The 22,783-nt window shown below is 71.7% G+C and carries 19 protein-coding genes and 1 pseudogene; 10 read left to right on the top strand and 10 right to left on the bottom strand.

Annotated features, from left to right (window positions below; all coding sequences use genetic code 11):
- From DKL51_RS34845 to DKL51_RS09665, 4 genes are all read left to right on the top strand, one after another.
- A partial coding sequence (locus tag DKL51_RS34845) for an RsmA family anti-sigma factor (RefSeq protein ID WP_498070892.1) occupies positions 1–581 on the top strand: 581 nt, incomplete at its 5' end.
- A 194-nt stretch (positions 582–775) separates the two neighbouring features.
- Positions 776–1,729, top strand: a complete 954-nt coding sequence (gene trxB, locus DKL51_RS09675; RefSeq protein WP_109946397.1) for a thioredoxin-disulfide reductase — start codon at positions 776–778, stop codon at positions 1,727–1,729.
- A gap of 38 nt (positions 1,730–1,767) precedes the next feature.
- Positions 1,768–2,091 (top strand): thioredoxin, encoded by a 324-nt coding sequence (gene trxA, locus DKL51_RS09670; RefSeq protein ID WP_109946398.1) that lies wholly within the window; start codon positions 1,768–1,770, stop codon positions 2,089–2,091.
- 203 nt (positions 2,092–2,294) lie between these two features.
- Entirely contained in the window at positions 2,295–3,455 is a 1,161-nt protein-coding gene (locus DKL51_RS09665) for an N-acetylmuramoyl-L-alanine amidase (RefSeq protein WP_109946399.1), read from the top strand.
- Positions 3,456–3,475: 20 nt separating this feature from the next.
- Here DKL51_RS09665 and DKL51_RS09660 read toward each other — a convergent pair whose 3' ends face one another.
- Complete coding sequence (locus DKL51_RS09660) at positions 3,476–4,138, bottom strand: GNAT family N-acetyltransferase (protein WP_109946400.1); 663 nt, start codon at positions 4,136–4,138, stop codon at positions 3,476–3,478.
- A gap of 297 nt (positions 4,139–4,435) precedes the next feature.
- On the opposite strand from DKL51_RS09660, the gene DKL51_RS09655 reads away from it, so the two are divergent.
- Together DKL51_RS09655 and DKL51_RS09650 are read left to right on the top strand one after the other, a co-directional pair.
- Positions 4,436–5,749: an aminotransferase-like domain-containing protein gene (locus tag DKL51_RS09655; protein ID WP_109946401.1), complete on the top strand. Its 1,314-nt coding sequence runs from the start codon at positions 4,436–4,438 to the stop codon at positions 5,747–5,749.
- Between the two features lie 7 nt (positions 5,750–5,756).
- Positions 5,757–6,755: a D-alanine--D-alanine ligase family protein gene (locus DKL51_RS09650; protein WP_109946402.1), complete on the top strand. Its 999-nt coding sequence runs from the start codon at positions 5,757–5,759 to the stop codon at positions 6,753–6,755.
- A 99-nt stretch (positions 6,756–6,854) separates the two neighbouring features.
- On the opposite strand, the pseudogene DKL51_RS09645 reads toward DKL51_RS09650, so the two are convergent.
- The 9 genes and pseudogenes from DKL51_RS09645 to rpmH all read right to left on the bottom strand — a co-directional run.
- Positions 6,855–7,562: pseudogene (locus tag DKL51_RS09645) on the bottom strand (hypothetical protein); the annotation flags it as partial.
- 2,291 nt (positions 7,563–9,853) lie between these two features.
- Positions 9,854–10,867: a ParB/RepB/Spo0J family partition protein gene (locus DKL51_RS09640; protein ID WP_109946405.1), complete on the bottom strand. Its 1,014-nt coding sequence runs from the start codon at positions 10,865–10,867 to the stop codon at positions 9,854–9,856.
- A 27-nt stretch (positions 10,868–10,894) separates the two neighbouring features.
- Positions 10,895–12,262, bottom strand: a complete 1,368-nt coding sequence (locus DKL51_RS34840) for a ParA family protein (protein ID WP_109946406.1) — start codon at positions 12,260–12,262, stop codon at positions 10,895–10,897.
- Between the two features lie 249 nt (positions 12,263–12,511).
- Positions 12,512–13,327, bottom strand: coding sequence for a 16S rRNA (guanine(527)-N(7))-methyltransferase RsmG (rsmG, locus tag DKL51_RS09630; RefSeq protein ID WP_185734764.1), 816 nt, complete (start codon positions 13,325–13,327; stop codon positions 12,512–12,514).
- 253 nt (positions 13,328–13,580) lie between these two features.
- Positions 13,581–14,159 (bottom strand): Jag family protein, encoded by a 579-nt coding sequence (locus tag DKL51_RS09625; protein WP_109946408.1) that lies wholly within the window; start codon positions 14,157–14,159, stop codon positions 13,581–13,583.
- A gap of 215 nt (positions 14,160–14,374) precedes the next feature.
- A complete protein-coding gene (gene yidC, locus DKL51_RS09620) occupies positions 14,375–15,358 on the bottom strand; it encodes a membrane protein insertase YidC (RefSeq protein ID WP_109946409.1) in 984 nt (327 codons plus the stop codon).
- 3 nt (positions 15,359–15,361) lie between these two features.
- Positions 15,362–15,601: a membrane protein insertion efficiency factor YidD gene (yidD, locus tag DKL51_RS09615; RefSeq protein WP_207783959.1), complete on the bottom strand. Its 240-nt coding sequence runs from the start codon at positions 15,599–15,601 to the stop codon at positions 15,362–15,364.
- Positions 15,602–15,645: 44 nt separating this feature from the next.
- Positions 15,646–16,059, bottom strand: coding sequence for a ribonuclease P protein component (gene rnpA, locus DKL51_RS09610; protein WP_109946411.1), 414 nt, complete (start codon positions 16,057–16,059; stop codon positions 15,646–15,648).
- A gap of 29 nt (positions 16,060–16,088) precedes the next feature.
- Positions 16,089–16,226 carry a 50S ribosomal protein L34 gene (rpmH, locus tag DKL51_RS09605; protein WP_067300964.1) on the bottom strand — a complete coding sequence of 46 codons (138 nt, stop codon included), beginning with the start codon at positions 16,224–16,226 and terminating at the stop codon, positions 16,089–16,091.
- A gap of 643 nt (positions 16,227–16,869) precedes the next feature.
- On the opposite strand from rpmH, the gene dnaA reads away from it, so the two are divergent.
- The 4 genes from dnaA to recF all read left to right on the top strand — a co-directional run bounded on the left by dnaA (position 16,870) and on the right by recF (position 22,666).
- The gene (gene dnaA / locus DKL51_RS09600) at positions 16,870–18,687 is read left to right on the top strand and encodes a chromosomal replication initiator protein DnaA (RefSeq protein ID WP_109946416.1); all 1,818 of its coding nucleotides are present in this window, start codon (positions 16,870–16,872) and stop codon (positions 18,685–18,687) included.
- A gap of 781 nt (positions 18,688–19,468) precedes the next feature.
- The gene (gene dnaN, locus DKL51_RS09590; protein WP_109946413.1) at positions 19,469–20,602 is read left to right on the top strand and encodes a DNA polymerase III subunit beta; all 1,134 of its coding nucleotides are present in this window, start codon (positions 19,469–19,471) and stop codon (positions 20,600–20,602) included.
- Positions 20,603–20,643: 41 nt separating this feature from the next.
- The gene (gene gnd, locus DKL51_RS09585; protein ID WP_109946414.1) at positions 20,644–21,516 is read left to right on the top strand and encodes a phosphogluconate dehydrogenase (NAD(+)-dependent, decarboxylating); all 873 of its coding nucleotides are present in this window, start codon (positions 20,644–20,646) and stop codon (positions 21,514–21,516) included.
- A gap of 16 nt (positions 21,517–21,532) precedes the next feature.
- A complete protein-coding gene (gene recF, locus DKL51_RS09580; RefSeq protein WP_109946415.1) occupies positions 21,533–22,666 on the top strand; it encodes a DNA replication/repair protein RecF in 1,134 nt (377 codons plus the stop codon).
- The last annotated feature ends 117 nt before the right edge of the window (positions 22,667–22,783 follow it).

The following is a 22,783-nucleotide window of genomic DNA, read 5'->3' as shown; positions in this document are numbered from 1 at the left end:
CGCGTCGGGCCCGGCTCGGACCGGGTGGCGCGGGACAGCTGCTCCGGGGTGTAGTCGGGGCCGCTGCGGCGGGCGGGGCCGGTGGTCCGGAAGGCTGCGGCGGCGAGCGGACCGAAGGCGCCGGTGGGCGCCGCTTTCTCGTCCCGGCCGCTCTGCGCCGTCACCGCCGCGTCGCCGCCGCAGCCTTCCGGACCACCGGCCCCGCCCGCCGCAGCGGCACCGACTACACCCCGGAGCAGCTGTCCGGCGCCACCCGGTCCGAGCCGGGCCCGACGAGCGGCAGCAGCGCCACGGCGTCCGCCGCGCTGGCCCCCGGGGACGAGCGGCTCTCCGAGGGGGCCGGGCTCGACCGGCTCACCGGCCGGGAGGCCCTGGACGCCTGCCTCGGCGCGATCAGCAGCGAGCACGCCGGTGGCGCGGTCACCGTCGACCTGATCGACTACGCGTCGTTCCAGGGCCGGCCCGCGCTGGTGGTCACGTTCGTGGACGCGGGCGGCGGCCGCTGGGCCTGGGTGAGCGGACCCGAGTGCGGCGTGCCCGGGTCCGGCGCGGACACGCGCTTCAGTACGCGAGTAGGGTGAGTTTCGAGGTCACCGGCGGATGCCGCTTTACGTGACGTGACCCACCGGATGACCGGCTCGGGAATCCCCGCTTCGTACGATGACGTTCTGCACATCAGGCGCCGGCGCCGCTGAGCCGTCGGCACTCGGATCGGCATCGTCCCGGCGGCAGATCAGCCGGAACGGATGACGAACACACACATCGGGAGACGGCAGTGGACGAGGTCCGCAACCTGATCATCATCGGCTCCGGGCCGGCCGGTTACACGGCGGCGGTCTATGCCGCGCGCGCCAACCTCAAGCCGCTCATCATCGAGGGCGTGCAGTCCGGCGGCGCGCTGATGACGACCACCGAGGTGGAGAACTTCCCGGGCTTCGCGGACGGCATCCTCGGTCCCGAACTGATGGACAACATGCGCAAGCAGGCCGAGCGGTTCGGCGCCGAGTTCCTGACCGACGACGTGACCCGGGTCGAGCTGCTCGACACCGGCGATATCGGCTCGGGCGCCGTCAGCACCGTCTGGGTCGGCGAGACCGCGTACAAGGCGAAGGCGGTCATCCTCGCCACCGGCTCCGCCTGGCGTCCGCTGGGCGTGCCCGGCGAGCAGGAGTACCTGGGCCACGGCGTGTCGTCCTGCGCCACCTGCGACGGTTTCTTCTTCCGCAACCAGCACATCGTGGTGGTCGGCGGCGGCGACTCGGCGATGGAGGAGGCGAGCTTCCTGACCCGGTTCGCCGAGTCGGTGACGATCATCCACCGCCGGGACTCGTTCCGCGCCAGCAAGATCATGGCCGCGCGGGCGCTCGGCAACGACAAGATCAAGGTCGAGTGGAACACCGTGATCGAGGAGATCCTCGGTGACGACGGCAAGGTCAGCGGGGTACGGGTCCGCAATGTGCACACCGGCGAGAGCAAGGTGCTCGACGTGACCGGTGTCTTCGTCGCGATCGGCCACGACCCGCGCAGTGAACTCTTCCGCGGACAGGTGGAACTCGACGACGAGGGGTACGTGAAGGTGCAGGCGCCGAGCACCCGGACCAGCCTGCCGGGCGTCTTCGCCGCCGGCGATCTGGTCGACCACACGTACCGGCAGGCGATCACGGCGGCCGGGACGGGCTGTGCCGCCGCCCTGGACGCCGAGCGCTTCATCGCCACCCTGCAAGGCTGAAACATCTTCATAAAAAGGTCCCGGAGGAGGGGTTCATAGTGGGAGCAACCAAGGCGGTCACCGACGCGAGCTTCGCGGTCGACGTGCTGAAGTCCGACAAGCCGGTTCTGGTGGACTTCTGGGCGGAGTGGTGCGGCCCCTGCCGCAAGGTCTCGCCGCTGCTGGAAGAGATCGCGGGCGAGATGGGTGACCAGGTCACCATCGTCAAGCTCAACATCGACGAGAACCCCGAGACCGCCCGGACCTACCGGGTGATGTCCGTGCCGACCCTCACCGTCTTCAAGAACGGCGAGCCGGTGCAGTCCATCGCCGGGGCCAAGCCCAAGGGCGAGCTGGTCAAGCTCATCGAGTCGGCGCTCTGAGTCGACGTCCGAATCGCGGAACCCCCGTACCCGATTTCGGGTACGGGGGTTCCTCATTTTCCCCCGCCACCCCAGCGGGGCACGCCGGGGACCTGCCGGAACCGGGAGCCGGTCGGTAACCGGTCACGGTACGCTCCGTAAGCATCTCGCCTCGTGCGACCGCGGGGCCCGGCCAGCCAGCATCCGCGCAGAGGGGGTCGTGCGTGCGTCCGATCCGACCCGGTGACCGGGGACCCGCGGTGACGGAGATCCGTAACGTCCTCACCAGCCTCGAACTGCTTCCGTCCGGCGGCCACGGCGACGAGTTCGACGTCGAGACCGAACGGGCCGTCCGGGCGTTCCAGCAGTCCCGTGGCCTGAGCGTGGACGGGCGAGTCGGCGCGGAGACGTGGCAAGCCCTGGACGCCGCCCGCTGGCGGCTCGGCGCCCGCACGCTCTACCACGCCGTACCGGATCCGCTGATCGGCGAGGACGTCCGGTCGCTCCAGGAGCGCCTCCTGGAGATGGGGTACGACGCGGGCCGCGCCGACGCGATCTACGGCATCCGCACCTCCCGCGCGGTCGCCCAGTTCCAGCGGGAGATGGGGCTGAAGCCGGACGGCACCTGCGGCCCGCACACCATGGGCGCGCTGCGCCGCCTCGGCCGGAAGGTGGTCGGCGGGCGCCCCCAGTGGCTGCGCGAGTCCGACGCGATCCGCCAGGCCGGGCCGACCCTGGTCGGGCGGACCGTGGTTATCGACCCGGGGCACGGCGGCACCGACCCGGGGATGGTGGTGCCGGACGGCCCGCTGCGCTGGACCGAGGCGGACATCGTGTACGACCTGGCCAGCCGGCTGGAGGGGCGGCTCGCCGCCGCCGGGGTACGGGTACAGCTCACCCGCGGCCCGACCCCCGACACCTGCCTGCCGGACGCCGACCGGGCGCAACTGGCCAACTCCCTCGGCGCGGACGTCTTCATCTCGCTGCACACCGACGGGCATGCCAACCCGGCGGCCAACGGGGTGGCCACCTACCACTACGGCACCGACAACGGCGTCACCTCGGCCACCGGGGAACGCCTCGCCGGCCTGGTGCAGCGGGAGATCGTGGCCCGCACCGGGCTGCGGGACTGCTGTACCCACGCCAAGGCGTGGGACCTGCTGCGGCTCACCCGGATGCCCGCCGTGCGCGTCGAGCTGGGCTACCTGACCTCGCCAGAGGACCGGGCCCGGCTGGTGGACCCCCGGTTCCGGGACCGGGTGGTCGAGGCGATCGTCGCCGCGGTGCAGCGGATGTACTTCCCGATCGAGCGGGACGTGCCGACCGGCTCGATCGACGTGAGCGAGCTGCGGGCGATCGTCGCCGCCGGCACGGTCGTCGACTGAGCGCGGCGTGCCGGCGCGGCTCAGCCGGTGGACCGGGTGGCCGGGGCCGGCCGTACCGGGCGGAGCAGGGTCTCCGGGCTCATCGAACCGAGCAGCTTCTCCAGCGCGTACTCGACGTCCGACTTCCAGCTCAGCGCGGTGCGCAGCTCCAGCCGCAGGCGCGGATAGCGGGGGTGCGGCCGGACCGTCTTGAAGCCCACCGAGAGGAAGAAGTCGGCCGGGGCGACACAGGCGCGGGTCGGGTCGTCCGCGTCGCCGACCTTGGCGTCCCCGAACGCCTCGATCGCCTTGATGCCGCGTTTGGTGAGATCGCGGGCCACACCCTGCACCAGCATCCGGCCCAGGCCACCGCCGGCGAAGGCGGGCACCACGTTGGCGGTCATCAGCAGCGCGGCGTCCGCCGAGACCGGCGAGGTGGGGAAGGCCATCGAGCGCGGCACGTACGCCGGCGGGGCGTACATGACGAAGCCGGCGGGCATGCCGTCGACGTACGCGAGCTTGCCGCAGGAACCCCACTCCAGCAGCGTCTGGGAGACCCAGGCCTCCTTCTCCAGCCCGGGATCACCGGCGGCGCACGCCCGATCGGCGGAGACCGGGTCCAGCTCCCAGTAGACGCACTGCCGGCACGGCCGGGGCAGGTCTTCCAGGGTGTCGAGGGTCAGACTGACCAGACGTCGCGACATCAGCGCATCCCCACCCTAGCCTCGGAGGTGACACCACCCGCGCGGTACGAGACCGCCGCCTACCTGCCCCCGACGAGCGATCGTACGCCGACCGCCGATCGTTCGGGAGGGGACGCGCGAGGTGCCACCCGAGCCGGTGAGGGCGGGGTCCGGGATGTGGACGTTCCTCACGTCGCCACGCCAGGTCTGGACAGGGCAGACTACGATCGACCAACCGGCGTCCGCCGCCGCCATGGTTGCCGGCATCGCGGGTACCACACCGGGGGAGCCCAGCCGACACCTGATCGAGGTGATGTCATGACCGGCACGACGCTCGACGACTACACCGACCGGTACGCCCGCCGGGTCCGGGGGATGAACGCCTCCGAGATCCGCGCGCTCTTCGCGGTGGCCAGCCGGCCGGAGGTCGTGTCCCTCGCCGGTGGTGCTCCCTACATCGCGGCGCTGCCGCTCGATGCCGTCGGCGAGATGCTCGGCCGGCTGGGCGCCGAGCACGGCGCCACCACCCTGCAGTACGGCATCGGCCAGGGCACCCTGGAGCTGCGCGAACGGATCTGCGAGGTGATGGCCCTCTCCGGGATCGACGCGGCCTGCGGCGCCTCCCCGGAGGACGTGGTGGTCACCGTCGGCGGTCAGCAGGCGCTGGACCTGGTGGCCCGGCTCTTCCTGGACCCGGGTGACGTGGTGCTCGCCGAGGGGCCGACCTACGTCGGCGCGCTCGGGGTGTTCCAGGCTGCCCAGGCCCAGGTCGTGCACGTACCGATGGACTCCGACGGGCTGATCCCGGAGGCCCTGGAGACGGCGATCGCCGACCTGGCCCGGGCCGGGCGACGGGTGAAGTTCCTCTACACCATCCCGACCTACCAGAACCCGACCGGCGTGACGCTGAGCGAGGAGCGGCGCGAGCGGGTGCTGGACATCTGCGAGCGGGCCGGCCTCCTGGTGGTCGAGGACGACCCGTACGGCCAGCTCGGTTTCGAAGGGGAGGCCCCGGCGCCGCTGCGGGCCCGCCGCCGGGACGGCGTCTTCTACCTCAGCACCTTCTCCAAGACCTTCGCCCCGGGCCTGCGGGTCGGCTGGATCCTGGCCCCGCACGCGGTGCGGGACAAGCTGGTGATCGCCAGCGAGGCGCAGATCCTCTGCCCGAGCGGCTACGCGCAGGCCGCCGTCTCCACGTACCTCGGCACCATGCCGTGGCGACAGCAGTTGAAGGTCTACCGCGAGGTCTACCGGGAGCGCCGGGACGCCATGCTGACCGCGCTGGAGGACCTGATGCCGGCCGGCACCACCTGGACCACTCCGGGCGGCGGCCTCTTCGTCTGGGCGACCCTGCCGGACGGCCTCGACTCCAAGGCGATGATGCCGCGGGCCATCGCCGCCCGCGTGGCGTACGTGCCGGGCACCGGCTTCTACGCCGACGGCGCGGGGACCGGCCACATGCGGCTGAACTTCTCCTTCCCGCCGCCGGAGCGCATCCGGGAGGGCATCCGCCGGCTGGCCGGCGTGATGGAGCAGGACATCGCCATGCGGCGCGTGTTCGGCGCCGTGGGCGGGTCCGGGGTGCGTCGCCGGCAGGGCGGCTCCGACGCGCCCGGTCCCGACTTGGCATGATTCCCGCATGGCTGTCAGCTCCGCCGCCCGGAACTCCGTGACCGATCCCGCCGTCACCGACGAACTGCACGTGCTCGTGCTCGCCGGTGGGCTCTCCTACGAGCGGGACGTCTCGCTCCGATCCGGCCGCCGGGTGCTCGACGCGCTGCGGGCCGTCGGCATCGAGGCCGAGCTGCGGGACGCGGACGTCGCCCTCCTGCCGGCCCTGGCCGCCGATCCGCCGGACGCGGTGGTGATCGCCCTGCACGGCGCCACGGGCGAGGACGGCTCACTCCGCGGCGTGCTCGACCTCTGCGACGTCCCCTACGTCGGCTGCGACGCCCGCGCGTCCCGGCTCGCCTGGGACAAGCCGTCCGCCAAGGCGGTGCTCCGTGAGGCCGGCATCCCGACCCCGGACTGGGTCGCCCTGCCGCACGACCGCTTCTCCGAGCTGGGCGCGGTTGCGGTGCTGGACCGGATCGCCGACCGGCTGGGACTGCCGCTCATGGTCAAGCCGGCGCAAGGCGGCTCCGGACTCGGGGCCGCGGTGGTCCGGGACGCCGGGTCGCTCCCGGCCGCGATGGTCGGCTGCTTCGCGTACGACCAGACCGCGCTGGTCGAGCGGTACGTGCCCGGCATGGACGTGGCCGTCTCGGTGGTCGACCTGGGCGAGGGCCCGCAGGCGCTGCCGCCGGTGGAGATTGTGCCGCGCAACGGCGTCTACGACTACGCCGCCCGCTACACCGCCGGCCGGACCACCTGGCACGCGCCCGCCCGACTCGACGCCGAGGTGACCGAGCGGGTGTCCCAGGTGGCGCTCGCCGCCCACAACGCACTCGGGCTGCGTGACCTGTCCCGGGTGGACCTGATCGTCGACGCGGACGGGCAGCCGCACGTCCTGGAGGTCAACGTCTCCCCGGGAATGACCGAGACGTCTCTGCTGCCGCTGGCGATCCAGGCGGCCGGTCTGGACTTCGGCCGGGTGCTCGGGTCACTGGTGACCCGAGCCGCCGCCCGACGCGCCTAGCGGATCCGCCGCACCGCCCCGCCGCGGGGATCGCCAGCCGCAGGGCGGCGGCGTCGACCACCGCGGGGCCGACCGAGGTCAGCTCGCGCGGATGGGGTCCGCGTCGTTCCCCGCCGCGTCCTCGTCCTGGGGCTCCGGAATCTCCTCGGCGGCCTCGATCACGGACGCCGTCTCCTCGTCGCCGGCCATCGCGCCCTCTGACGGCGACGAGGAGAAGCTCGACGGTGCCTGCCACTGGATCCGCGGCGGCTCGGCGAGCGGACGGCCCCCGAACTCGGCCAGCCAGGCGGCGACCATGGCGAGGTTCTCCCGCCACTGCGACTCGGGGATGGGCGGCAGGATCGAGTCCCACAGGGAGAGGAACGTGCCGCGCAGCTGAAGCCGCCCGTACGGCCGCGCGAGGAACCACATGTGCAGGTGGGCGGAGCCGTCACCCCAGCGGTTCACGTGGACCCGGGCGACGCCGTCCAGCGACCGGATGGCGCGTTCCAGCCGTACCGTCATCACGCCCAGCTCGGCGGCGAGCAGGTTCGGCAGATCGCCCAGGTCGAAGTGGGACCGCGACTCCAGGATGAGCACCATCGGGAGGCCGGTGGGCCGGTCCATGGCTCGCACCCGCCACCGTTCACCCACCCAGATGTACGCCTCGTCGGGCGCATTGCAGGCGGTGCATTCCCGGTTGCCCTCGCCTCGGCGGGGAGGTTCGACCGGGACCGGATCGTCGAGCTGCTTGACGCGGAGGTCGCCCTCGAAGGGGAAAGAGGGCCACTGGGTGAAGTCCGGAACTGAGGGAGGGGTGTCCTGCACGACGCTGACCCTAACCGAGACGACGACCGCTGTCCCTACCTGATTCTGCGGTCGTCGCCATGAACTTCAGCGCCGATGTTCGATGAGCGGCGCGCCCCCGATCCTGCCGTCCACCGGTTGTCCACCGCGTTGTCCACAGGCCGCTGAGATCACCACCACGCCCCGTCATCCACAGGTCAGTACGCATTTCTGAGCGCTGTTTCACGTGAAACGAGGGTGCCCTGTGGAAAACCGCTGTGGATAACGAGCGGGGTGCCGCCGGCTCGTTGAGGGCCCCACCGCAACTCGTGGATGACCCTCCCTTCCTAACGACCGAGTCCCCAAACGGCACCGCTCTGACGGCGGTTCTTTCCCGGCGGGGGACGGCCTCTCTCGGAGGCGCGGTCCGGCCGGCCGGTGTCCGACTCGCCGGGCTCAGATCGGGCTGTCGCCGAGAGGAGCGGGCGTCAGCCACGCAGCGCACCACTATCCGACGGGGACACGCGCGCGCCGGGTTGTGGGTTTGCCTTGCGGTGGTCACCGCTTGCCGGGCCTCGGCCGGCTCCCGCCACCCATGTCGCCTCCGACATCGGCCAACCCCCGCCGGGCCGGACCCGTACGGCACCATCCGCCTCCCAGACTGCGGCGCTACCGGGCCGTAGCCCGTGCCCCGGCGAAAACCGGTGGGCCGGGCAACCCTGCACCGGGTCGGCCATCTCGGCCGTGGACCGTCTCATCCGTTTACTAGAGCAGCGGGACTCGGACAGGTTCTGGATGTCCGCGGAAGAGCCCGCCTCCGGTCGCTGCTTGGGGTTGCCACGGTGGCGGTCGTTCGACGCTCTGGGGCGGGGTCGCCCGGGGCGGTAGGGCGTCGGTCTCGACGACCTCCCCACCCCCTGTGCGCCTCCGGGAGTCGGCTCGACCCCGATGACCGCCGTTTCACGTGAAACGCTGGGATCCGCCAATGCAGGGACCCGGAGTCCCAACCACGGCCAGCGGGCGAGCGCAGCGAGCCAGATCGAGCACCGGGGCGGCTGGTGGTGGCAGCGGCTGCCTCTTGCGGGCGGGGCCTGGCGGACGGCCACCCCGGGCGTAGCAACGCACAGGATGTCCCTTCTCATAGCGGAGGCGCGCAGCACGGCGGGGACCCTGAGGGCCTGCAGAAGAACTCGGGACGGCGGGCGAAGCGCCGGCCAGCAGAACGCCGCCGAGGCGCGACAGAGCCGGATCGAGGACGTCTTCGTTTCACGTGGAACAGCGCCCTCCACATCTCACGGATCGTCCGGACCCATCGGGCGTCAGGCGTCACGCGTCAGGCACACAGCAGCGCTGGAGGCCGCGCAGATCGTCGCCTGTCCGGGGCCCTCGCCTACGTCGGGCAAAAGCCGCAGGCTGCTCCGCCCGCACCTGGTGGCCGTTTCGAGGAAGCGGCGCCCGCGCGTTGGCGGCAGCAGAGGTCGCACCTGTCTCGTTGACGCGCGCCATTCCCCATCTCAAGCTGAACCGAATTGACGTACCCGAGGTTTTTCAGGCCCGTCGTTCCACGGGCTGGTTTCACGTGAAACACCGACCGGCCGGCTCCACTGCGTCCTCACCGTCCCGTGGCGGCGGGCCGCGCGTTGGTCCTGCCGACGCCCCCAACGTGCTGCAGCCTGGTCACCCGGGTCGAGGTGGAGAGCGGCGAGAACGACAGGCGGCCGGAGGGCCGGCTCTCGCCGAGGAGCCCGACGGCTCCGACCCTCACTGGGGCGCCGCCCGCCCTGACGAGACGGCCACCCGCTTGCCCCTCGCCAAACAGACCCGCCCACTGAGACGACACGGCACGGGCTCGCTCCTCGCCAGACACAGCAGACCGCTGAGACGCGGCATGGACTCGCCGCTTGTCGAACAGCCGCGCCTCGAGACCAGGCCGCACGGGGATGGTCCTCGCCAGACAGCCGCGCCTCGAAACGAGGCGGCACGAGCACGCCCCTCGCCAGACAGCCGCGCCTCGAAACGAGGCGGCGCCAGCTTGGCCCTCGTCAGGCGGCCATCTTCACCCCTACAGGCGGCCACGGGCTTTCCCCTCGCCTGACGCCACCACTTCCCACTAGGAGGCGGCCGGGAGTGAAGGCAATCTTGCGTCCGGGCCCCTGACGTCGCCGCAGACGAGCAATCGGCCGCGCCGGAGGCACGGGTCCGGGCCCGCGGATTGTGTCGTCTCTCAGGGCCTCAGAGCCGGTCTGGAGATGGAGACCAGTCGAGCGGCCCTGAACACGAAACGGCCGCGTGGTCCTGGCGTCAGGACCACGCGGCCGGCGGCGAAGCCTTCGTCAGTCTTCGGGGCGCTCCTCCTGACCGACCCCGATGATCCCCACGATCCGCTCCAGGTCGTCGACCGTGGCGAACTCGATGGTGATCTTTCCCTTGCTCCGGCCGATGTCGACCTTCACCCGGGTGTCGAACCGGTCGGAGAGCCGGTCGGCCAGGTCGGTCAGCGCCGGCGCGTGTGGCTTGGGGCGGCGCTTGGCCGCCGGGGCCTTGGCCGGTCCGTCCGCGAGCGCCAGGGCCACCAGTTCCTCGGTGGCCCGCACCGAGAGGCCCTCCGCCACGATCCGCAGAGCGAGCTGTTCCTGCGCCTCAGCGTCCTCGAGACTGAGCAACGCCCGGGCGTGACCGGCGGAGAGCACACCGGCCGCGACCCGGCGCTGCACGGGCGCCGGGAGGTTCATCAGCCGAATAGTGTTGGAGATCTGCGGCCGGCTGCGGCCGATCCGCCGGGCCAGCTCCTCATGTGTGGCGCCGAATTCCTCCAGCAGCTGCTGGTACGCGGCGGCCTCTTCGAGCGGGTTGAGGTTAGCCCGGTGGATGTTCTCCAGGAGGGCGTCCCGGAGCATCGCGTCGTCCTTGGTGTCCCGGACGATGGCGGGAATGGTCTCCCGGCCGACCGCCTGAGCCGCCCGCCACCGCCGCTCACCCATGACGAGTTCGTACTTCTCGCCGTCGAGCTGGCGTACGACGATGGGCTGGAGGAAGCCGACCTCCTGGATGGAGACCTTCAACTCCTCCAGCGCTTCCTCGTCGAAGACCTGACGGGGCTGCTTCGGGTTCGGCACGATGGCGTCGACCGGGATCTCGGCGAAGCGGGCTCCGGGTACCGGGCTCAGCTGTGGCTGCGGCTCGGCGACGGGAGCCGCCGGCGTCGGGGCTGCCGGGATCCCCGGCGCGGCCGGGGCGGCGTCACCGGTCGCGGGCGCAGCGGTCGCCGGGGCGGTGTCCAGCGCCGGTCCGGTGGGAATCAGTGCCCCGAGCCCTCGGCCCAGACCCCCACGAGGACGGTTCTTCATGCGACGCCTCCCAGCGACTTCTCCGCACTACGCATTCCGGCTCACCGGCTCCATGACGCCCCGCTCGGCGATCTCCTGGGCGGCCTCGAAGTAGCTCGTGGCCCCCCGCGAACCGGGATCGTAGGTCATCACGGACTGCCCGTAGCTGGGTGCCTCGGAGACCCGTACGTTTCGCGGGATCACCGCCTGGAGGACCTTGTCGCCGAAGTGGTTCCGAACGTCCTGCTCGACCGCGTCGGCGAGGCGGGTACGCCGGTCGTACATGGTGAGCAGGATGGTGGAGACCTCGAGCTTCGGGTTGAGGTGCTGGCGTACCAGGTTGATGTTGTTGATCAGCTGGTTGAGGCCCTCCAGGGCGTAGTACTCGCACTGGATCGGGATCAGCACCTCCTGTGCGGCGACCAGCGCGTTGACGGTCAGCAGGCCGAGCGAGGGCGGGCAGTCGATGAAGACGTAGTCGAAGTGGCCGGGGTAGGCGGCGATGGCCCGGGCCAGCCGCGACTCACGGGCCACCACCGACACCAGCTCGATCTCGGCGCCGGCCAGGTCGATGGTGGCCGGTACGCACCACAGGTTCGGGATGCCCTCGACGGCCTGCGCCACGTCGCCCAGCGGCACGCTGTCGATCAGGCAGTCGTAGACGTCCGGTACGCCGGTGTGGTGCGGGACGTTGAGGCCCGTGGAGGCGTTGCCCTGCGGATCGAGGTCGACCACGAGGACCCGGTTGCCGTGCAGGGCGAGCGCCACCGCCAGGTTCACCGTGGTCGTGGTCTTCCCCACGCCGCCCTTCTGGTTCGCGACGCACATGACCCGGGTCCGCGCCGGCCGAGGCATCGTCACCTCGCCACTCGGATTCAGAATCTGCACGGCGCGCATAGCCTCCATAGCCAACGGTGGGTCATCCTCTTCGCGCGTCGGGGTTTCACGTGAAACGTACGTGCTGCCGGTGGGTTCGTCGCCGTAGTCGGCAGCCGGTGGCGCGTCGGACGGCGGCACCACAACCGGTGCAGCGTCCGGCACCGCCTGCGGGGTCGGCTGCTGCGGGACCGCCGTCCCCGACGGGCCGGCCGAGGGCTCGAGGCGCGCGGGGACGCTGGCGCTACCCCGTACCGGAACGGGGCCGCCCGTCGCGTCGGCGGCGCGACCGCTCGGGTCGCGACCGTCGCGGGCCATGGGCAGATTCCTCGGCACGCCGGAGGTCGGTTCGACGCCGACGGACGGAGGGTCCCGGCGCACGACCGGATCGCAGTCGGGCGGACGGGTGGACGGGCCGCGGGACTCCCCGCCGGCCGGCCAACCCGGGTAGGTGGTTTCACGTGAAACGGGGTCGGCGGCAGAGGGTCGCCCTCCTGGCCCGGTCACCCGTGGGTCGTCGTACCTGCCGTCGTCATGCACCTGTCATCCCTGCCCGCTCCGGATGGTCGGTCCGCACCCCGTCAATGGGCCGCAACCGCGCTCAACGCGCGGCGCGCGGCCCGGCGGGAACGGTCGGGTCCGGTGCCACCCGGCGCCGCCGTTCCACACTATCGACGCGCGGTCAGCCTACGGCTCACGGGCGCAGCGGGTCCACGTCGGGTTCTGATCAATCAGCTATCCGCCACCGCCGCCACCGGCCGAGCGGGGAGGCGAAAAGCCGTTGTCGCGTCAGCGATCCCGGCCCCGACCAGCGCGTCGGCCGCCGCGCGACCGCTTGGCAGCCGCCTTCTTGCGCACCGGGCCGACGACCCGCTCCCGAACCACTTCGATCACCGTCGCGGGCGGCTCGATGACGCCCACGCCGCACCGGTGCACCTCCGGCTCACCGCCACCGAGCCGCGCCACCGCCCCGGCGTGCTCCGCGATCTCCTCGGCGGCGGACGCACCCTTCAGCGCGACCAGCCGGCCACCGGGCACGACCAGGGGGAGACACCAGGCGGCGAGCCGGTCGAGCGGAGCCACCGCACGGGCCGTGACGATGTCGCCACGGAGTGGTGGCGTGTCGCGCGAACCGGCGGCAGCCTCCTCGGCCCGGCCGCGGAACACCCGCACCATCTTGGTCAACCCGAGCTGCTGCACGGCCTCGATGAGGAAGGAGGTCCGCCGGGCGAGGGGTTCGATCAGCGTGACGGTGAGGTCGGGACGCGCGATGGCGAGCACCAGACCAGGCAGCCCGGCACCGGAGCCGACATCCAGCACGGTGGCGCCCTCGGGGATCCGCTCCGCCACCGCCGCACAGTTCAGCAGGTGCCGCTCCCAGATCCGGGGGGCTTCCCGGGGGCCGATCAGACCCCGGACCACGCCCTCCGTCGCCAGGAGTTCGGCGTACGCGGCGGCGAGGTCGAGCCGATCGCCGAAGAGGGTACGGGCCGCCTCGGCCAACTCGGGCGGAAGGGTCACATCCGCCGGCACGGGCGGCTCGGCAAACTCCTCCTGGTCACCGGGAACGGAGACCGGAGCTGGCGGTTCGGCCGACGGCGGCATGAAGGCCGGATCGGCCGAGCCGGCCGGCGTGCCCGGGTACGGCTGCTCGGCCGGGCCCGCGGGCGCCCCCGAGAACGGCGAGTCCGTCGGCGTGCCTGAGGCTTCCATGGGTCGGTCCGCGGCCCCGCTCATGCCGTCGGAGAATGCCGGGTCAGCCGGGTCGGTGGATCCGGGCCGCACAGCCGACGGCCCGGGCGGCGTACCGCCCGGGCCGGACACGGCGTCCGCCGCGGCGTCGTTGTGGGTCACCCGGTCAGTCCGCCGGCCGGACGACGATGCGCCGGTTCGGCTCGACGCCCTCGGACTCGCTCTCCACGCCGCTCATGGCGTTCACCACGTCGTGCACGCACTTGCGCTCGAACGCGGACATCGGCTCCAGGCGCACCGGCTCGCCGTACTCCTTGACCTTCTCGACCGCGTTCTTGGCCACCGCGGCAAGTTCCTTGCGGCGGGTGGCCCGGTAGCCGCCGACGTCGAGCAGCAGCCGGCTCGGCGAACCGGTCTGCCGGAACACCGCCAGCCGGGCCAGCTCCTGGAGCGCCTCCAGGGTGGCGCCGCGCTGACCGATCAGGTTCTGCAGGCTTCCGCCGACCACCTCGACGACCGGCCGGCCGCCGGAGACCAACTCGTCGATGTCGCCGTCGTAGTCGAGGATGTCGAGCAGTCCCTCGACGTAGTCGGCCGCGATCTCGCTCTGCCGGAACAGCTCGCTCTCGGCCGGCGCCTTCTTCTCCCGGGCCTCCGCCTCGGCCTCGGTCTCCTCCGCCACGGCGGCCGGCGCGGTCACCTCGTCCAGGGACTGGTCGGCGCTGGGGATGCTGGTGTCGGTCACGGTGTCATCTCCGTACTCGCTTCGGCCGGACCGTCGGGTCCGCTGGTTTCCCGGGGCCGGCGGGAGGTCTCGCCGGTGCCCTCGGGCACGTCTGTACGGGCAGTGTCGCCCGTGACCGCGCTCCGCGCGGCGGTTCCGGCCCGGCGCCGACCGTACGGTGGCTGCACGCTGCCGGAACGGGGCCGCCACCGGAATCCCGGCGGCGGCCCGTGGGGTCAGCCCTGCCGCTTGGCGGGGCGGCCCTTCTTGGGGTTGACCGGCTTGGCGCCCGGCTTGGGACCGGCCACCTTGGGAGCGGTCACCTGCGGCTTGGCCGGCGGCTGGGCGGGCTTGCGGCCGAGCAGCCCGCCGGTCTTCGCCGGCTGACCGTTGGTGCGCGACGCGGCCCCGGTCTTCGGGGGCACCAGCGGCGGGAACTTGCGGAGCACCCACTGCTGCTGGCCGAGGGTGAAGAGGTTGTTGGTGACCCAGTAGATGATCACACCGATCGGGAAGATCGAGCCGGAGACCAGCAGCGAGACCGGGATGCCGTAGAGCATCAGCCGCTGGACCATGCGCTGCTGCGGGTCCTCCGCCCAGCCGGTCTTGAGGATCATCTGACGGCTGGTGAGGTAGGTCGTGGCGATCATGATGGCCACCAGGATGCCCGCGACGATCTTGACGGTGTGGGCGCTGGCCCCCAGGCTAGCCAGCTCTGCGGCGGTCGATCCGAACTTCCCGGAGATCGGGGCGCTGAACAGCTTCGCGTGCGCGGCGTTCTCGAACTGTCCGGCGGTCCACCCGTACAGGACCTTGTATTGGTCCTTGGCGTTCGGGTTGAGCCGCTTGAGGGTGTGGAAGAGGCCGAGGAAGACGGGGATCTGGAGGAACATCGGAAGGCAGCCCATCAGCGGGTTGGCCTTTTCCTTCCGGTAGAGCTCCATCATCTCCTTCTGGAGCGTCTCCCGGTCACCCTTGTGCTTCTCCTGCAGCTCCTTGACCTTGGGCTGGAGTGCCTGCATCGCCCGCTGCGACTTGATCTGCTTGACGAAGACCGGGAACAGGATCACCCGGACCGTGACCACCAGGAAGATGATGGCCAGGATCCAGGACCAGTTCGTACCGATTACGGCTCCGACCGGCACTCCGATGGCGTCCCAGGCCGAGTGCCAGGTCAGCAGGATCCACGAAATCGCGTAGTAGACCCAGTCGAGACTCAATTCTCAGGCTCCAGTCACATCGGCACGACGGCGGTCGCCCGGCTCCGGCACCGGGTCGTGTCCACCTGGGTGAAAGGGGTGGCAGCGCGACAACCGCCGGACCGTCAGCCAGGCTCCCCGGAGGGCGCCGTGCCGGGACACCGCCTCGACGGCGTACGCACTGCACGACGGGTAGAACCGACAGCGGGCCGGCAGCGCCGGGCTTATCCAACGACGGTACGCGACGATGGGCCAGAGCAGCACTCGGGCACCGGTTGTCGTGGGCCGCGGGGCCGCGCTTTCCTCGCTCACCGGGACCGCCGACCTCGGGGGGCTCGCGCCGCCGCCAGGGCCGCGTCCAGGTCGGCCCCGAGCCGGGCGTACGAGGTTTCGGCGGCCGCGGGCAGCGCGCGTACCACCAGGGTGCTGCCGGCGGGGAGCTCGGCGAGCCGCTCGCGGACCAGGTGCCGGAGCCGGCGGCGGACCTTGTTCCGGACGACGGCGTTGCCGACCGCCTTGGACACGACGAAGCCGGCGCGGCTCGGTGCGGAGGTCTCCGCACCGGTGGTCCGCGCCGGCTCCGGCGAGGTTGTCGCAGTTGTCCCGGTCGTCTGGGGAAGGGTCAGGTGCACCACGACGGCGCCACGTCCGACGCGTCGGCCACCCCGGACCGCTGCGGCGAAGTCGCTACTGCGCCGCAGTCGCTGTGCGGCCGCCAGCACGACTACCCACGTCCCCGGACCGGTCGGCCTCAGGCCGACAGGCGGGTGCGGCCCTTGGCGCGACGGGTCGAAAGAATGGCGCGGCCGGCCCGGGTGCGCATGCGCAGCCGGAAGCCGTGGGTCTTCGCGCGCCGGCGGTTGTTCGGCTGGTAGGTGCGCTTGCTCACGTCAGGCTCTCCGTTGTCGTACGCCCCGCGGCGGGGGATCGCCCGGGGTCGTGTTGGTGGTCCAGGCCACCTCGGCGGTGGCCCCCGATCGGTGCTGCCCGGCGACGCGGGACCTCGGCGATGCGGGGAAGCGACCGCGGACAGCAAGCACCCATCACCCTAGCAGAGGGCGAGAGAGCAGCCGTTCCAGCCTACGCAGGGGGGCAATGACCGTCAAACATCACACCCTGGACGCGGACCGCGCTGGGAGCGCGACCGAAGGGGCCCTTTTCACTGATGTTGACAAGGCTGCCCCCGCGTCGACAGTTGATGGCGCACGGCTCGCGCTGTTAGCGTGCCCGATTGCGGTCAGCGTCGGGGGCTCGGGGTTGTCGCTGACCGGCAAGACCGGACAAGGTAGTGAATCGTTCGGCACGGTGAACCCGCTTCAGCACCTCTCGTGAGTCAGGGGGGCAGGTCCGACCCGCGTCCGGTGGGCGGCCACAATCGGTCGGTACACACAGGCTGTGGATAACTTGTGGATGACGACCGGTCAGCCGTCCGGGTGGGTGCCACGCACACCCGCGCGAACGCGGTGGCGGGCCCGGGACGGCCGCTGGATGGCAGCGGCGGCCGGGAGCAGAGGCGAGGGGGTGGCACGACGGTGACCGGAGCGATCGACCTTGCCGCGGTGTGGGCGGCGGCGACCGACGAGCTCGCCGACGAGATCATCTCCGCCCAGCAGCGGGCGTACCTCCGGCTCACCCGGTTGCGCGCGATCGTGGAGGACACCGCGCTGCTCTCCGTCCCGGACGCGTTCACCCGGGACGTGATCGAGTCGCGGCTCCGCCCGGCCATCACCGAGGCGCTCAGCCGGCGGCTCGGCCGGCCCATCCAGGTGGCGGTCACCGTCCGGGTCCCCGAGGAGACCGCCGCCCGCCCGGCCGGCGCCGTCTACCAGAGCACGCCCGAGACCGACCCGGCCGCCCCGCAGGACCTGCTCACCGGCTTCGACCTGCCGCGGCCGGCGGCGGAGCCGACCCCCTTCCCGGAACTGGGTTATCCAGGCCGCTCCGCCGAGCCGGGCTATCCGGACGAGCGTCCCCAGCCGACCGAGGAGCCGGCGCCCCGGCCACGAGCCGCCGACGGCGGCCGGCCTCCGCTGGTTCCGGCCAGCCGCGACGGCCAGGACACGCTCTTCGGCGCGGCGTTCGCGGAGCCGTTGCAGGCCCCCCGCCCGGTGACCGAGCGGCGGGGCTTCGACGAGCGGGCCCGGATCGAGGTGCCGGTCACCGACACCCGGGGGTACGAGCCGCGGTACCGCGAGGACGCCTCCCAGCCGCTGCGCGGCCTGCCCCGGGACGGCGGTACGGACAGCGGACCGGGCCGCAGTGGCGCGGATCACCGGCCGGGCGGACGGGACGACCGCCGACCCGGCGGTGCGGAGAGCGGCGGCAACCGGCTCAACCCGAAGTACATGTTCGAGACGTTCGTCATCGGCTCCTCGAACCGGTTCGCGCACGCGGCGAGCGTCGCGGTAGCCGAGTCGCCGGCGAAGGCGTACAACCCGCTCTTCATCTACGGCAGCTCCGGGCTGGGCAAGACCCACCTGCTGCACGCCATCGGGCACTACGCCACGACGCTGGGCAACGCCCGCTCGGTCCGGTACGTCTCGACCGAGGAGTTCACCAACGACTTCATCAACTCGCTGCGGGACGACAAAACCAGCGCGTTCCAGCGCCGCTACCGGGACGTCGACATCCTGCTGATCGACGACATCCAGTTCCTGGAGAACCGGGAGCGGACCCAGGAGGAGTTCTTCCACACCTTCAACACGCTCCACAACGCCAACAAGCAGATCGTGATCACCTCCGACCGCTCACCGAAGCAGCTTGCGACGCTGGAGGACCGGCTGCGTACCCGGTTCGAGTGGGGGCTGCTGGCCGACATCCAGCCGCCGGACCTGGAGACCCGGATCGCGATCCTGCAGAAGAAGGCGGCCCAGGAGCGGCTCTTCGCGCCGCCGGACGTGCTGGAGTTCATCGCCTCCAGGGTGTCGAACTCGATCCGGGAACTGGAGGGGGCGCTGATCCGGGTCACCGCGTTCGCCAGCCTCACCCGGTCGTCGGTGGAGCTGTCGCTGGCGGAGGAGGTGCTGCGGGACTTCATCCCGGACGGCGCCGGGCCGGAGATCACCGCCGACCAGATCATGGTCTCCACGGCGGACTACTTCGGGGTGAGCCTGGAGGACCTGCGCGGCCACTCCCGCTCCCGGGTGCTGGTGAACGCCCGCCAGGTGGCCATGTACCTCTGCCGGGAGCTGACCGACCTGTCGTTGCCGCGGATCGGGCAGGCGTTCGGCGGTCGCGACCACACCACGGTCATGCACGCCGACCGGAAGATCCGCCAGCAGATGGCGGAGCGGCGCTCGCTCTACAACCAGATCGCCGAGCTGACCAACCGGATCAAGCAGAACACCTGAGGCGTACGCCACGCCGGTGCCCGGCACTGGCAGGAGAGAACGCCCGGCCGAGCCTCGGCCGGGCGTTTTTCGTCGCTGGGGAACTCCGATGCTTGACCCTCAACCCGGTCGAGGACCCAGGATCGGTGTCATGTTCGTCCACACCAGGGCCCGGTTGTCCACATCCCCTGCTCCACAGTCGGTGGATAACCACGCTCGGTCTCGGGTCGGTTACCCACAGATTGTGGACAACTGCTGGGGATGGGCCTGTGGACGCCTGGGGACAACGATCACGTTGTCCACCGACGACGGTCGACCTGTGGGCGGCCTGTTGAAGGTTCTGGGGACAACGTCGATCACGGTCGGGCCGTCCGTCCACAGCGTTGGGGAGAAATCCCGTGGATTACCGGTGGACAACCGGTGGACAACCGTGGACAACCTGGGGACCGACGGCGCCTGTGGATCGCAACACGAGTTGTACCCCTGGTTCTCCACAGCGAAACCACCGGTGGATAACGTGTCTGACCTGCGCGGACGTCGGTTCTCCACAGTTTGCACAGGTGCGATGAAGACGATGAGTTTTCTCTTCTAAACAACAAAAACCAATCATCACCGTTGGACTTCCTGTGGATCGGGCCGGCAGCCGCCGGGACAGCCCGTCAGCACCGGCAGATCCACGGGGTCGGGCGCACAGCCGATGCCCTCGCGCCCTAAGGTGCGATGGGTACCCGCACGGTCGGGCGGGGCGGTAGGCAGCGGTCGGCATGAGAGAGTTGTCGCTGACGTCGACGCGGAGGCATTGATGAAGTTCCGAGTGGAGCGCGACGCGCTCGCCGAGGCGGTCGCGTGGACCGCCAAGAGCCTGCCCAACCGACCCTCCGTACCGGTGCTGGCCGGCGTGATGCTCCGGGTCACCGACGGCAACCTCCAGGTTTCCGGCTTCGACTACGAGGTCTCCAGCCAGGTCACCGTCGAGGTGCAGGGTGACGCCGACGGCGCCGCCCTCGTCTCCGGCCGCCTGCTCGCCGAGATCACCAAGGCGCTCCCCGCCAAGCCGGTGGACATCGCCGCGGTCGGTGCCCACCTCGAACTGGTCTGCGGCAGCGCCCGGTTCACCCTGCCGACCATGCCGGTCGAGGACTACCCCGCCCTCCCGGAGATGCCGGAGAGCGCCGGCACCGTCGACGCGGCCGCCTTCGCCGCCGCGGTGGCCCAGGTCGCCGTCGCCGCCGGCCGCGACGAGACGCTGCCGATGATGACCGGCGTACGCATCGAGCTCACCGGCCGCACGCTGGCCATGCTCGCCACCGACCGGTACCGCCTCGCGCTGCGCGAGATGGAGTGGAACCCCGACGACCCCGAGGTGAGCATCAACGCCCTGGTGCCGGCCCGCACCCTGCACGACACCGCCAAGGCCCTCGGCCCGCTCGGTGGCCAGGTCACCATGGCGCTCTCCCAGGGTGGTGCCGGCGAGGGGATGATCGGCTTCTCCGGTGGCACCCGTCGGACCACCAGCCGGCTCCTCGACGGGGCCAACTACCCGCCGGTGCGCTCGCTCTTCCCGTCCACCCACAACGCCGAGGCGCGGGTCCCGGTTAGCACGCTGATCGAGGTGGTCAAGCGGGTCGCGCTGGTTGCCGAGCGGACCACGCCGGTGCTGCTCAGCTTCAGCTCCGACGGCCTGGTCGTCGAGGCGGGTGGCACCGAGGAGGCCCGGGCCAGCGAAGCCATGGAGGCCACCTTCACCGGTGACCCGCTGACCATCGGTTTCAACCCGCAGTACCTGATCGACGGCCTGGCCAACCTGGGCGCCCAGCACGCCGTGCTCTCGTTCGTCGACGCCTTCAAGCCGGCGGTGATTTCCCCGGCGGGTGAGGATGGCGAGGTCATCCCGGGGTACCGATACCTCATCATGCCGATTCGCGTGTCCCGCTGATCGCACCCGCAGAAGATCCAGACGCACGGAGGTAGGAGCAGATGCAGCTCGGCCTGGTAGGACTCGGCCGGATGGGCGGCAACATGCGCGAGCGGTTGCGCGCCGCCGGGCACGAGGTGGTCGGCTTCGACCGCAACGCGGAGCTGAGCGACGTCGCGACCCTGGCGGAGCTGGCCGACAAGCTGGAGTCGCCGCGTGCGGTCTGGGTGATGGTTCCGGCCGGCGTCACCGACGCCACCATCGACGAGCTCGCCGGGGTGCTCGGCGAGGGCGACATCATCATCGACGGCGGCAACTCGCGGTTCAGCGACGACCCCCCGCGCGCCGAGCGGCTGGGCGAGCAGGGCATCGGCTACCTCGACGTCGGCGTCTCCGGCGGCGTCTGGGGCCGGCAGAACGGGTACGCCCTGATGGTCGGCGGCGCCCAGGAGCACGTCGAGCGGCTGATGCCGATCTTCGAGGCGCTCAAGCCGGAGGGCGAGTTCGGCTTCGTGCACGCCGGGCCGGTCGGCGCCGGGCACTACGCCAAGATGGTGCACAACGGCATCGAGTACGGCCTGATGCACGCCTACGCCGAGGGATACGAGCTGCTGGCCAAGTCGGAGCTGGTGACCAACGTGCCGGGCGTCTTCAAGTCCTGGCGCGAGGGCACGGTGGTCCGGTCCTGGCTGCTCGACCTGCTCGACCGCGCACTCGACGAGGACCCGGAGCTGGCCGAGCTGAGCAGCTACACCGAGGACACCGGTGAGGGCCGCTGGACGGTCGACGAGGCGGTCCGGCTCGCCGTGCCGCTGAACGTCATCACCGCCTCGCTCTTCGCCCGGTTCGCCTCCCGCCAGGACGACTCGCCCGCGATGAAGGCGGTCGCCGCGCTGCGCCAGCAGTTCGGCGGGCACGCCGTCCGCAAGCGCTGAGCGGTATCCACACCCTGTGTACGTCCGCCGGCTCGAACTGGTCGACTTCCGCTCGTACGAGCGGGTCGGCGTCGACCTGGAGCCGGGTCCGAACGTGCTGATCGGCCCCAACGGGGTCGGCAAGACCAACCTGGTCGAGGCGTTGGGCTACGTGGCGACCCTGGATTCGCACCGGGTCGCCACGGATGCCCCCCTCGTCCGGATGGGCGCCATCTCGGCGGTGATCCGCTGCGCGGTGGTCCACGAGGGACGTGAGCTCCTGGTCGAGCTGGAGATCGTCCCGGGCAAGGCCAACCGGGCCCGGCTGGGCCGCTCCCCGGCCCGTCGAGCCCGCGACGTGCTCGGCGCGCTCCGGCTGGTGCTCTTCGCGCCCGAGGACCTGGAACTCGTCCGGGGCGACCCGGCCGAGCGCCGCCGCTACCTCGACGACCTTCTGGTCACCCGGCAGCCCCGGTACGCCGGGGTGCGCGCCGACTACGAGCGGGTGGTCAAGCAGCGCAACGCCCTGCTCCGGACCGCGTACCTGGCCCGCAAGACGGGCGGCTCGCGGGGCGGGGACCTGTCCACCCTCGCGGTCTGGGACACCCACCTGGCGCACCACGGGGCGGAGCTGCTCGCCGGCCGGCTGGAGCTGGTCGCCGCGCTCGCCCCGCACGTGACCAAGGCGTACGACGCGGTGGCGGCGGGGAGGGGCGCGGCGGGGATCGCGTACCGGCCGTCGGTGGAGCTGCCCGACCCGACCGTGGACCGGGCGGCGCTGGCCGAGGCGCTGACCGTCGCGCTGGCCGAGTCCCAGTCGGCGGAGATCGAACGGGGCACCACCCTGGTCGGGCCGCACCGGGACGACCTGGCCCTCACCCTCGGCCCGCTGCCCGCGAAGGGGTACGCCAGCCACGGCGAGTCCTGGTCGTTCGCGCTGGCCCTGCGGCTGGCCGGGTACGACCTGCTGCGCGCGGACGGCATCGAGCCGGTGCTGGTCCTCGACGACGTCTTCGCGGAGCTGGACGCCGGCCGCCGGGAGCGCCTGGCCGAGCTGGTCGGCGGGGCGAGCCAGCTCCTGGTGACCTGTGCGGTCGACGACGACGTGCCGGCGGCCCTGCGTGGCGCCCGGTACGAGGTGGGCGAGGGGACGGTGCGCCGTGTCGGATGAGGTCCAGCTTCCGCCGGCCCGGCTGGGGCCGGCGCGTGGTGCGCGTACCCCGGACAGCGGGGCGGACGGCCGGGGCGCGACCTCGGCCGTCCGCCCCGCTGTCCGGGGTACGCGCAC

The organism is Micromonospora globispora (assembly GCF_003857015.1).
Lineage (GTDB): Bacteria > Actinomycetota > Actinomycetes > Mycobacteriales > Micromonosporaceae > Micromonospora > Micromonospora globispora.
Note: the sequence above shows the minus strand (reverse complement) of the source record. Positions and strands in the feature narration are given on the sequence as shown.